Raw genomic sequence first — 12,307 nt, 5'->3', positions numbered from 1 at the left:
GATACGTCCCCAATAAAACAGCACCAGATCGAGGCGTGCCTTTAAATGGGGTTCGATCAAGCGGTTTTTGTTGCTATTCCTTTGATTCGTCGCGTATATTCCGAATTCCGGTGGCCCGGGCGAAGCGCGCCCTTCCATCGTCGGCCGCGCCGTCTCCCGCCGGGAGCGGGATCGGCGGCAAACAACAAAATGGTTCAACGGCCCTCCGGGCCCCTTTACGACGGTGTCCCCATGAACGACCACCAGCAGCCGCTCGCCGCGGTGCCCGCCGCACAAGGTCTCTACGACCCGCAAAACGAACATGACGCCTGCGGCGTCGGCTTCGTCGCCCACATCAAGGGCAAGAAGAGCCACGAGATCATTCAGCAAGGGCTGAAGATCCTCGAGAACCTCGATCACCGCGGCGCGGTCGGCGCCGATCCGCTGATGGGCGACGGCGCGGGCATCCTGATTCAGATTCCCGACGCGTTCTATCGCGAGGAGATGGCGAAGCAGGGCGTGACGCTGCCGCCGGCCGGCGAATACGGGGTGGGGATGATCTTCCTGCCGAAGGAAAACGCCTCGCGTCTCGCGTGCGAGCAGGAGCTCGAGCGCACGGTGAAGGCCGAAGGGCAGGTCGTGCTCGGCTGGCGCGACGTGCCGGTCGACCACACGATGCCGATTTCGCCGGCCGTAAAGGCCAGCGAGCCGCTGATCCGCCAGATCTTCATCGGCCGCGGCAAGGACATCATGGTGACCGACGCGCTCGAGCGGAAGCTGTACGTGATCCGCAAGACCGCGAGCCACCGCATCCAGGCGCTCAAGCTCAAGCACGGCAAGGAATACTTCGTGCCGTCGATGTCGGCGCGCACGGTCGTCTACAAGGGGCTGCTGCTCGCGGGCCAGGTCGGCGTGTACTACCGCGACCTGCAGGACGAGCGCGTCGTGTCGGCGCTCGCGCTCGTGCACCAGCGCTTCTCGACCAACACGTTCCCGGCGTGGGAGCTTGCCCACCCGTACCGGATGATCGCGCACAACGGCGAGATCAACACCGTGAAGGGCAACGTGAACTGGCTGAACGCGCGCACCGGCGCGATCGCGTCGCACGTGCTCGGCGACGATCTGCCGAAGCTCTGGCCGCTGATCTATCCGGGCCAGTCGGACACCGCATCGTTCGACAACTGTCTCGAACTGCTCGTGATGGCCGGCTATCCGCTCGTGCACGCGGTGATGATGATGATCCCGGAAGCGTGGGAACAGCACACGCTGATGGACGAGAACCGCCGCGCGTTCTACGAATATCACGCCGCGATGATGGAGCCGTGGGACGGCCCGGCCGCGATCGCGTTCACCGACGGCCGTCAGATCGGCGCGACGCTCGACCGTAACGGGCTGCGTCCGGCGCGCTACATCGTCACGGACGACGACCTCGTGATCATGGCGTCGGAAGCCGGCACGCTGCCGATTCCGGAATCGAAGATCGTCAAGAAGTGGCGTCTGCAGCCGGGCAAGATGTTCCTGATCGACATGGAACACGGCCGCATCATCGACGACAAGGAGCTCAAGGACAATCTCGCGAACGCGAAGCCGTACAAGAGCTGGATCGACGCCGTGCGCATCAAGCTCGACGAGATCGAGCCGAAGGCCGAGGAAGTCGCGGCCGGCCGCGCGCAGGGCGCGTCGCTGCTCGATCGCCAGCAGGCGTTCGGCTACACGCAGGAAGACGTGAAGTTCCTGATGGCGCCGATGGCGCAGCAGGGCGAGGAAGCGGTCGGCTCGATGGGCAACGACTCGCCGCTCGCGGTGATGTCGAACAAGAACAAGACGCTCTATCACTACTTCAAGCAGCTGTTCGCGCAGGTCACGAACCCGCCGATCGACCCGATCCGCGAGAACATGGTGATGTCGCTCGTGTCGTTCATCGGCCCGAAGCCGAACCTGCTCGACACGAACAACATCAACCCGCCGATGCGTCTCGAAGTGTCGCAGCCGGTGCTCGACTTCAAGGACATCGCGAAGATCCGCGCGATCGATCAATACACGGGCGGCAAGTTCAGCGCGTATGAGCTGAACATCTGCTACCCGGTCGCGTGGGGCAAGGAAGGCATCGAGGCTCGCCTCGCGTCGCTGTGCGCGGAAGCCGTCGACGCCGTGAAATCCGGCTACAACATCCTGATCGTGTCGGACCGCAAGACGGACGCCGAGCATGTCGCGATTCCGGCACTGCTCGCGACCTCGGCGATCCACACGCACCTCGTCCAGCAAGGCCTGCGCACGAGCACGGGTCTCGTCGTCGAAACGGGCTCGGCGCGCGAAACGCATCACTTCGCGCTGCTCGCCGGCTACGGCGCGGAAGCCGTGCATCCGTACCTCGCGATGGAAACGCTCGCGAAGATGGCCGAAGGGCTGTCGGGCGACCTGTCGCCGGAGAAGGCCATCTACAACTTCACGAAGGCGATCGGCAAGGGCCTGCAGAAAGTGATGTCGAAGATGGGCATCTCGACGTACATGTCCTACACGGGCGCGCAGATCTTCGAAGCGCTCGGCCTGTCGAGCGACCTCGTCGAGAAGTACTTCAAGGGCACCGCATCGAAGGTCGGCGGGATCGGCCTGTTCGAAGTCGCGGAAGAGGCGATCCGCCTGCACCGCGACGCGTTCGGCGACAACCCGGTCCTGCGCGACATGCTCGACGCGGGCGGCGAGTACGCGTACCGCGTGCGCGGCGAAGACCACATGTGGACGCCCGACTCGATCGCGAAGCTGCAGCACGCGACGCGCAGCAATTCGTACCAGACGTACAAGGAATACGCGCACCTGATCAACGATCAGACCAAGCGTCACATGACGTTCCGCGGGCTGTTCGAGTTCAAGGTCCAGCCGACCAAGGCGATCCCGATCGACGACGTCGAACCGGCGAAGGAAATCGTCAAGCGCTTCGCGACGGGCGCGATGTCGCTCGGCTCGATCAGCACCGAAGCGCACGCGACGCTCGCGATCGCGATGAACCGGATCGGCGGCAAGTCGAACACCGGCGAAGGCGGCGAAGACGAGAACCGTTATCGCAACGAGCTGCGCGGCATTCCGATCAAGGCCGGCGAGACGCTGAAGTCGGTGATCGGCGACGAAGTCGTCTCCGACATTCCGCTGAAGGAAGGCGATTCGCTGCGCTCGAAGATCAAGCAGGTCGCGTCGGGCCGCTTCGGCGTGACGGCCGAGTATCTCGCGTCGGCCGACCAGATCCAGATCAAGATGGCGCAGGGCGCGAAGCCGGGCGAAGGCGGCCAGCTGCCGGGCCACAAGGTGTCCGAGTACATCGGCAAGCTGCGTTATTCGGTGCCGGGCGTCGGCCTGATTTCGCCGCCGCCGCACCACGACATCTACTCGATCGAGGATCTCGCGCAGCTGATTCACGACCTGAAGAACGTGAACCCGGCCGCGAGCATCTCGGTGAAGCTCGTGTCGGAAGTGGGCGTCGGCACGGTCGCCGCAGGCGTCGCGAAGGCGAAGGCCGATCACGTCGTGATCGCCGGCCACGACGGCGGCACCGGCGCATCGCCGCTGTCGTCGGTCAAGCATGCGGGCACGCCGTGGGAGCTCGGCCTCGCGGAAACGCAGCAGACGCTCGTGCTGAACCGCCTGCGCGGGCGCATCCGCGTGCAGGCCGACGGTCAGATGAAGACCGGCCGCGACGTCGTGATCGGCGCGCTGCTCGGCGCGGACGAATTCGGCTTCGCGACGGCGCCGCTCGTCGTCGAAGGCTGCATCATGATGCGCAAGTGCCACCTGAACACGTGCCCGGTCGGCGTCGCGACGCAGGATCCGGTGCTGCGTGCGAAGTTCAAGGGCCAGCCCGAGCACGTCGTCAACTACTTCTTCTTCGTCGCCGAGGAAGTGCGCGAGATCATGGCGCAGCTCGGCATCGCGAAGTTCGACGATCTGATCGGCCGCGCGGATCTGCTCGACATGCGCAAGGGCATCGAGCACTGGAAGGCGAAGGGGCTCGACTTCTCGCGCGTGTTCTACCAGCCGGAAGGCTGCGAGGAGGTCGCCCGCCGCCACGTCGAAAGCCAGGATCACGGGCTCGAGCGTGCGCTCGACCACGTGCTGATCGAGAAGGCGAAGGCCGCGATCGAGAACGGCGAGCATGTGTCGTTCATCCAGCCGGTGCGCAACGTGAACCGCACGGTCGGCGCGATGCTGTCGGGCGTGATCGCGAAGAAGCACGGCCACGACGGCCTCGCGGACGACGCCGTGCACATCCAGCTGAAGGGCACGGCCGGCCAGAGCTTCGGCGCGTTCCTCGCGAAGGGCGTCACGCTCGATCTCGTCGGCGACGGCAACGACTACGTCGGCAAGGGGCTGTCGGGCGGCCGCATCATCATTCGTCCGACCAACGACTTCCGCGGCAAGTCCGAGGAAAACATCATCTGCGGCAACACGGTGATGTACGGCGCGCTCGAAGGCGAAGCCTTCTTCCGCGGCGTCGCGGGCGAACGCTTCTGCGTGCGCAACTCGGGCGCGACGGCGGTCGTCGAGGGTACGGGCGACCACGGCTGCGAATACATGACGGGCGGCACGGTCGTCGTGCTCGGCGAGACGGGGCGCAACTTCGCGGCCGGCATGTCGGGCGGCGTGGCCTACGTGTACGACCCGGACGGCACGTTCGCCGCGAAGTGCAACAAGTCGATGGTCGCGCTCGATCCGGTGCTGCAACAGGCCGAGCAGGAGCGCACGGTCGACCGCGCGCTCTGGCATGCGGGCATGACCGACGAAGCGTTGCTCAAGGGGCTCGTCGAGCGTCACTTCCAGTTCACCGGCTCGCCGCGCGCGAAGTCGCTGCTGGAAAACTGGGACGCGGCGCGGCGCCAGTTCGTGAAGGTGTTCCCGCACGAATACAAGCGCGCGCTGGGCGAGATCGGTGCGAAGAAGGCGGCGAAGGAAGCGCTGGCCGCCTGAGCGACGAACGACATAGCGAAGGCCGCGCGCGCATGAACGCCGCGCGCGGCTCCCCCACCCGATACATCGAACAGAAGAGCACCTTATGGGCAAGGCAACCGGTTTTCTGGAGTTCGAACGCCGCCACGAGGCGTACGAAGCACCGCTCACGCGCGTGAAGCACTACAAGGAATTCGTCGCGGCGCTGTCCGACGCGGACGCGAAGATCCAGGGCGCGCGCTGCATGGACTGCGGCATCCCGTTCTGCAACAACGGCTGCCCGGTCAACAACATCATTCCGGACTTCAACGATCTCGTTTACCGCCAGGACTGGCAGCAGGCGATCGAAGTCCTGCATTCGACGAACAACTTCCCCGAGTTCACGGGCCGCATCTGCCCGGCGCCGTGCGAAGCCGCCTGCACGCTCGGCATCAACAACGATCCGGTCGGCATCAAGTCGATCGAGCACGCGATCATCGACAAGGCGTGGGCCGAAGGCTGGGTGAAGCCGCAGCCGGCCGCGCACAAGACGGGCAAGAAGGTCGCCGTCGTCGGCTCGGGCCCGGCGGGCCTCGCGGCTGCGCAGCAGCTCGCGCGCGCGGGCCACGACGTGACGGTGTTCGAGAAGAACGACCGGATCGGCGGCCTGCTGCGTTACGGGATTCCCGATTTCAAGCTCGAGAAGTGGCTGATCGATCGCCGGATGCGCCAGATGGAAGCGGAAGGCGTGACGTTCCGCACGAGCGTGTTCATCGGCAAGGATCCGCTGCCGGAATCGATCGGCAATCTCGCGAAGGAAACGATCTCGCCGGAGACGCTGAAGGAGGAGTTCGACGCGGTCGTGATCGCGGGCGGCTCGGAGACGCCGCGCGACCTGCCGGTGCCGGGCCGCGAACTGGCCGGCATCCATTTCGCGATGGACTTCCTGCCGCAGCAGAACCGCGTGAATGCCGGCGACAAGCTCGTCGATCAGTTGCTCGCGAAGGGCAAGCACGTCGTCGTGATCGGCGGCGGCGACACCGGTTCGGACTGCGTCGGCACGTCGAACCGCCACGGCGCGAAGCACGTCACGCAGTTCGAACTGCTGCCGCAGCCGCCGGAAGAGGAAAACAAGCCGCTCGTGTGGCCGTACTGGCCGATCAAGCTGCGCACGTCGTCGTCGCACGAGGAAGGCTGCGAGCGCGACTGGGCCGTCGCGACGAAGCGCTTCGAAGGCAAGAACGGCAAGGTCGAGAAGCTCGTCGCGGCGCGCGTCGAGTGGAAGGACGGCAAGATGCAGGAAGTGCCGGGCTCGGAGTTCGAGATGAAGGCCGATCTCGTGCTGCTCGCGATGGGCTTCACGCAGCCGGCCGCGCCGGTGCTCGAGGCGTTCGGCGTCGCGAAGGATGCGCGCGGCAACGCGCGCGCGGCGACCGAAGGCGATCGCGCGTACTACACGTCGGTCGACAAGGTGTTCGCGGCCGGCGATATGCGCCGCGGCCAGTCGCTCGTCGTCTGGGCGATCCGCGAAGGCCGCCAGTGCGCGCGCTCGGTCGACGCGTACCTGATGGGGCATTCGGAACTGCCGCGCTGAGCATCGCGAGCGGGTTTCGATGAAGCCGGGCGTCCGAGAGGGCGCCCGTTTTTTTTTCGGCCGCACGCCTGCGTGCATGCGGTTTCTTGACCGCGTTTCTTCGGCTTCGGCAAGCTTCGCCTCGCTGCCATCGACGCTGCGCCCGGACGCGACGAGCGCCGCATTTTCGCGAAGCATCGCCTAACCTGATCACATACGACAGCTATTTTTCGCGATCGCGAATCCTTTCGGTTTGTAATGATCCTCGCAAACTGTCATATCATGTCGCCCCTCCGGCCGCTGACGGCCGCCGCCGCATGTTACTGACCTATTTGTAAGGACACTGGATGGAAGCACTCGTGCATGGGCTGATCGACGCCGTCAACGGCGTGCTGTGGAACTACGTGCTGATTGCGCTGCTGCTCGGCGTGGGCGCGTGGTTTACGCTGCGGTTCCGGATGATTCAGCTGAAGGCGTTGTTCCTCAGCATCCGGCTCGTCGGCAGCAAGGGCGAGCCGGGCAGCATCTCGTCGTTCCAGGCATTCGCGACGGGGCTGGCGAGCCGCGTCGGCACCGGCAATATCGCGGGCGTCGCGGTCGCGCTGACGGTCGGCGGGCCGGGCGCGATCTTCTGGATGTGGATGACGGCGCTGGTCGGGATGTCGTCGGCATTCGTCGAGGCGACGCTCGCACAGATCTTCAAGGTGTCGCATCCGGACGGCTCGTATCGCGGCGGTCCCGCATACTACATCCAGACCGGCCTGCGCTCGCGCGGCTTCGGCGTGCTGTTCTCGCTGTCCCTGATCCTCGCGTTCGGCTTCGTGTTCAACGCGGTGCAGGCCAATGCGATCGCCGACGCGTTCGACACATCGTTCGGCTGGCGCCGCGAGACCGTCGGCCTCGGCCTCGTGCTGCTGACCGCGCCGATCATCTTCGGCGGGATCCGACGCATCGCGTCGGTCGCGCAGGTGATCATGCCGGTGATGGCGATCGGCTATCTCGCGCTCGCGGTCTACGCGGTCGCGACGCACATCACGCTGGTGCCCGGCGTGATCGCGTTGATCGTGAAGAGCGCGTTCGGCCTCGAGCAGGCGGCCGGCGGCCTGACCGGCTATGCGGTCGGCCAGGCGATCGCGATCGGCGTGAAGCGCGGGCTGTTCTCGAACGAGGCCGGCATGGGCAGCGCGCCGAACGCGGCCGCGACGGCGGGCACGCGGCATCCGGTCACGCAGGGGCTGATCCAGATGCTCGGCGTGTTCGTCGACACGATCGTGATCTGCAGTGCGACCGCGTTCGTGATCCTGCTGTCCGGCCAGTATGAGCTCGGCACCGGCATGGAAGGCGCGGCGCTTACGCAGCGCGCGATCTCGAGCCACGTCGGCGACTGGGGCGGCATCTACATGGCCGTCGCGATCTTCTTCCTCGCGTTCTCGTCGGTGATCGGCAATTACGCGTATGCGGAAGGCAATGTCGACTTCATCACGAAGCGGCGCGGCGTGCTGCCGCTGTTCCGCGTCGCGGTGCTCGGCATGGTGATGTTCGGCAGCGTCGGGCAGCTGCCGCTCGTCTGGGCGATGGCCGATACGAGCATGGGGCTGATGGCGATCGTCAACCTGATCGCGATCGTCGCGCTCGGCAAGTACGTGCACGCCGCGTGGCGAGACTATCGTCGCCAGCGTGCGGCAGGCGTCGCCGATCCGGTCTTCACGCGCAACACGATTCCCGAACTCGCGCGCGTGCTGCCGGCCGACGTATGGGGCGAGCACGGCCCGCTACCGCAGCGCCCGGCGGCCGATGCGGTCGGCGAGCCGCGCGTGGCGGTGCGCGAATCATGAACGGCGACCGGCTGCGCGTGTTCGTCGCGCTGATGCCCGATGCGGCGTCGCGCGATGCGCTGCACGCGTTGCCTGTCACACGCGGCGCGCGGCGCACGCTCGCCGCGCAACTGCACGTCACGCTCGCGTTCATCGGCGCGATCGAGCGCGATCGATGCGACGCGCTCGCGGCGCGTCTGCCGGCGCTGGCCGCCGCGCATCCGTTGCCGCCGCAGCCGGTCGAGCGCATCGCGTGGTGGCCGAGCCTGCCGCGGGCGCGGCTGATCGTCGCCGAACTCGCGCGCGAGCCCGCCTGTGCGGCGCTCAACGTGGCGCTGACGGCGTCGCTCGCCGAACTCGGCCTGCCGGCCGATCCGCGTCCGTTCCGGCCGCACGTGACGCTCGCGCGATTGCCGCGCGAGGCGGTCGGGCAGCCCGCGCACGGCGGCGCGCCGGGGCGGCCGGTCGCGCTGCGCTTCGATGCGCTGACGCTGTTCGAAAGCCGGCTGTCGCACGAAGGCGTATCGCATCGGCCGATCGTGTCGGTGCCGATCGCGTGCCTCGAGCGCCGCGGGCCGGGCGAGCCCGGCGAGTGGACCTAACGCGCGTAGCGCGCGAGCGTCAGTCCGGACAGATCGATCTCCGGTTCGCGGCCGGTCACGAGATCCGCGAGCACCTTGCCCGATCCCATCGACATTGCCCAGCCGGTCGAACCGTGGCCGACGTTTAGCCAGAGACCCTCGATTCCGCTCGCGCCGAGCAGCGGCGGCCCGTCGGGCGTCATCGGCCGGCGGCCGGCCCAGAAGCGTACCGACGCGCGGTCCGCCGCATGCGGAAACCAGTCGTCGAGCACGGTCATCAGCGTGTCGAGCGCGCGCTGCCGCAGTGCCGCGCGCCGGTTGCCGAGTTCCGCGGTGCCGGCCACGCGCAGCGTCGGGCCGAAACGCGTGATCGCCGTCTTCAGCGATTCGTCCATCAGCGCGGCCCGAGGCGCGCGTTCGTCGTCGACGACGGAGAGCGTCGCCGAATAGCCCTTCACCGGATACAGCGGCACGTCGATGCCGTAGCGGCCCAGCAGATCGGCACTGTCGACGCCGAGCGCGACGACGATCGCATCGGCGGCGAGCACCGCATCGCCGCGGGCGTCGCCGTTGCCGCCATGCGGACCGGTCGGCGCGATGCACACGCCGCGCGCACGCCGCCCGGCGACGTCGAGCGCACGCACGTCGGTGCCGAAGCGAAACGCCACGCCGTTCGCTTCGCAGAGCGCCCGCAGTTCGCGCGTGAAGCGCGCGCAGTCGCCGGCTTCGTCGTCGGGCAGGTAGATGCCGCCGACGGGCGCCTGCCGCGCCCAGCGCAGCCCCGGTTCGACCGCGATGCAGCCGGCCGCGTCGAGCTCGTGAAACGCGATGCCGGCATCGCGCAGCACGTTCAGTGCGGGCTGCACCATGTCGACGTCGAATGCGCTGCGCAGCAGCTGCAGATAGCCGCGGCTCGCGCCGTAGTCGAACGGATGCCGTTCGCGAAACGCATGCAAACACGCGCGGCTGTAATACGCGATGCGCTGCATCCGCTGCTTGTTCGCGCGGAACCGTTCGAATTCGCATTCGCGCAGCCAGCGTGCGATCCAGCGCCATTGCGCGGGATCGAGCGTCGGGCGGAAGATCAGCGGCGACGCGGGCCGAAACAGGTATTTGACGAGCTTGCCCGGCATCCCGGGCGCGGCCCACGGCGTCACGTAGCCGGGCGCGATCACGCCCGCGTTGCCGAAGCTCGTCGCCTGAGCGACGTCGGCCTCGCGTTCGATCACGGTGACGTCGCAGCCCGCTTCGCGCAGGTGCCACGCGGTAGCGACGCCGATCACGCCGGCGCCGAGGACGATCACATGCATACGGTACCCGGCGCGAAACGGCGGTTCACGATGCGACGGCCGGATCGTCGGCCAGCGACTTGCCGCGCGTTTCCGGCAGCACGAGCGCGGCGACGATCACGAGCAGATAGCCGCCGCCGGCGACGAATCCGATCGCCTTCACGAGCGACATCGACTGCGACAGCGAGCCGACGAGGATCGGAAAGAACGAGCCGAGCCCGCGGCCGAGGTTGTAGCAGAAGCCCTGGCCCGAGCCGCGGATCGCACCCGGATAGAGTTCGGACAGATACGCGCCGACGCCCGCGAAGATGCCCTGCACGACGATGCCGAGCGGAAAGCCGAGCGCGAGCATCGCGGTGTCGGTGATCGGCAGCATCGTATAGGCCATCCCGAGCGTGAAGGATCCGATCGCGAACAGGATGAACGATGCGCGGCGGCCGAGCCGGTCGGACAGGATCGCGCCGACCACGTAGCCGACGAACGATCCGACGATCAGCACGACCAGATAGCCGCTCGTGTTGAATACGGACAGGTGCCGGACGGTTTTCAGATAGGTGGGCAGCCAGGTCGTGATCGCGTAGTAGCCGCCGAGCATGCCGGTGCACAGTGCGCTGCCGAACAGCGTCGCGCGCAGATGCGGCGGCGAGAAGATCTCGAGGAAGTGGCCCGACACGCGGCCTTCGTCGCGTGCGCGGCGCGTGGCCGTGTAGATGTCGGGATCGCTGACGTTGCGGCGGATATACAAAATCCACAGCGCGGGTGCGATGCCGATCCAGAAGCACGCGCGCCACGCGACCTGTTCCGGCAGCAGCGCGAAGAAGGCCCAGTAGAGAATCGCGGCCGCGGCCCAGCCGAACGACCAGCTGCTCTGCACGGTGCCGACCGCCTTCGCGCGATGCTCGGGCGAGCGGATCGTTTCGGCCATCATGATCGTCACGACCGACCACTCGCCACCGAAGCCGAAGCCCTGCAGCGTACGCGTCGCGAGCAGCTGCCAGAACGAGTGCGTGAAGCCGGACAGGCACGTGAACAGCGCGAACGTCGCGATCGTCCACTGCAGCACGCGCACGCGACCGTAGCGGTCGGCGAGGATGCCGGCGACCCAGCCGCCGATCGCGGACGAGATCAGCGAGCTCGTCGCGATCATGCCGGCCTCGCTCTTCGTCATGCCCCAGGTCGCGATCAGCGTCGGAATCAGGAACGAGTAGATCATGAAGTCGAACGCGTCGACTGCATAGCCGCCGAAGCCCGCATACAGCGTGCGGCGCTCGCGCGACGACAGTTCTCGAAACCACTGGATTGCCTGCATGCCGCTGTCTCCCGTCCCGTTCGTCATCGTGGTGCCGTGTGGCGGCTATTGTACGGTCGGGATCGCATGTGCCAAAAAGGCTGACGCGAGGCGGTGCGATCGGCGAGGCGGGAAGGCGGGATGCGACGCAAACCGTTGCGGTCGCAACGGTGCACGCGCACCTCAGAGCGTCAGGCCGCCGTCGACATGCACGACCTGACCGGTGATCTGTCGCGCCGCGTCGGAGAGCAGGAACGCGATCAGCGCGGCGACATCGTCGGGTTCGGCGATCCGGCCGAGCGGCGTCGCGTGCGCTGCGTGCGCCCACGCACCGGCGTTGTCGGCGCTCGGGCCGCGGTCCTTGCGCGTGAAGCCCGGCGCGACCGCGTTGACGGTGATCGCGCAAGCCGCGAATTCGGCGGCCGCGCTGCGTACCAGCGATTCGAGCGCGGCCTTCGCCGCCGCGGTCGCGGCGAACGGCGCGTCCGCGCGATAGCGGTGTGCGACGAACGAGCTGACCGCGACGATCCGCGCCGCGGCCGACGCTTCGAGCAGCGGCCGCGCACGCGATGCGAGCGCCGCGAATGCGCCCGGCATCGCCGCAAACGCGGACGCGAGCGCATCGGCGGACAGATCGGACACGGACTGCCGCGCCGCGAAGCCGGCGTTCGCGACCAGATGGTCGAGCCCGCCGAATTCCGTAGCGGTCGTATCGACGATCCGGGCCGCGACGCCCGGATCGGCGAGATCGCCGGTCAGCGCGATGCATCGTGCGCCGGCGGCCGTGCACGCGTGCACGACGTCGGCGAGCCGCGTACGCGACGCGTCGTCCGCGCCGCGCGCGTGCAGCGCGAGCGCGACGCCCGGTG

The 12,307-nt window shown here is 67.4% G+C and carries 7 protein-coding genes; 4 read left to right on the top strand and 3 right to left on the bottom strand.

The features are described from left to right. Positions 1–231 precede the first annotated feature (231 nt). The 4 genes from HMPREF3115_RS07445 (at position 232) to thpR (ending at position 8,882) form a co-directional block, all read left to right on the top strand. Entirely contained in the window at positions 232–4,935 is a 4,704-nt protein-coding gene (locus tag HMPREF3115_RS07445) for a glutamate synthase-related protein (RefSeq protein ID WP_070553940.1), read from the top strand. Between the two features lie 85 nt (positions 4,936–5,020). Then, positions 5,021–6,487 carry a glutamate synthase subunit beta gene (locus tag HMPREF3115_RS07440; RefSeq protein WP_006400608.1) on the top strand — a complete coding sequence of 489 codons (1,467 nt, stop codon included), beginning with the start codon at positions 5,021–5,023 and terminating at the stop codon, positions 6,485–6,487. A gap of 326 nt (positions 6,488–6,813) precedes the next feature. Further along, a complete protein-coding gene (locus tag HMPREF3115_RS07435) occupies positions 6,814–8,301 on the top strand; it encodes an alanine/glycine:cation symporter family protein (RefSeq protein WP_070553938.1) in 1,488 nt (495 codons plus the stop codon). Beyond that, positions 8,298–8,882, top strand: a complete 585-nt coding sequence (gene thpR, locus HMPREF3115_RS07430; RefSeq protein WP_070553936.1) for an RNA 2',3'-cyclic phosphodiesterase — start codon at positions 8,298–8,300, stop codon at positions 8,880–8,882. Before HMPREF3115_RS07435 ends, thpR begins: the two co-directional genes overlap by 4 nt. Here the strand turns inward: thpR and HMPREF3115_RS07425 are convergent. The 3 genes from HMPREF3115_RS07425 to HMPREF3115_RS07415 form a co-directional block, all read right to left on the bottom strand. Further along, a complete protein-coding gene (locus HMPREF3115_RS07425) occupies positions 8,879–10,171 on the bottom strand; it encodes a D-amino acid dehydrogenase (RefSeq protein ID WP_070553934.1) in 1,293 nt (430 codons plus the stop codon). The two genes, thpR and HMPREF3115_RS07425, sit on opposite strands and share 4 nt — an antisense overlap. 25 nt (positions 10,172–10,196) lie before the next feature. Next, a complete protein-coding gene (locus HMPREF3115_RS07420; protein ID WP_006400603.1) occupies positions 10,197–11,459 on the bottom strand; it encodes an MFS transporter in 1,263 nt (420 codons plus the stop codon). Positions 11,460–11,621: 162 nt separating this feature from the next. Next, on the bottom strand, positions 11,622–12,307 hold a 686-nt coding region (locus HMPREF3115_RS07415), incomplete at its 5' end, for an SDR family NAD(P)-dependent oxidoreductase (RefSeq protein ID WP_070553930.1).

It is taken from the genome of Burkholderia sp. HMSC10F09 (assembly GCF_001806955.1).
GTDB classification, from domain to species: Bacteria; Pseudomonadota; Gammaproteobacteria; order Burkholderiales; family Burkholderiaceae; genus Burkholderia; species Burkholderia multivorans.
This window is presented reverse-complemented; position numbering and strand designations above follow the sequence as displayed.

Bases quoted from the DNA above. Each gene is read 5' to 3' on its own strand.
- thpR (WP_070553936.1), top strand. From the start codon at position 8,298: ATGAACGGCGACCGGCTGCGCGTGTTCGTCGCGCTGATGCCCGATGCG.
- HMPREF3115_RS07420 (WP_006400603.1), bottom strand. From the start codon at position 11,459: ATGCAGGCAATCCAGTGGTTTCGAGAACTGTCGTCGCGCGAGCGCCGC.
- HMPREF3115_RS07425 (WP_070553934.1), bottom strand. From the start codon at position 10,171: ATGCATGTGATCGTCCTCGGCGCCGGCGTGATCGGCGTCGCTACCGCG.
- HMPREF3115_RS07440 (WP_006400608.1), top strand. From the start codon at position 5,021: ATGGGCAAGGCAACCGGTTTTCTGGAGTTCGAACGCCGCCACGAGGCG.
- HMPREF3115_RS07435 (WP_070553938.1), top strand. From the start codon at position 6,814: ATGGAAGCACTCGTGCATGGGCTGATCGACGCCGTCAACGGCGTGCTG.
- HMPREF3115_RS07445 (WP_070553940.1), top strand. From the start codon at position 232: ATGAACGACCACCAGCAGCCGCTCGCCGCGGTGCCCGCCGCACAAGGT.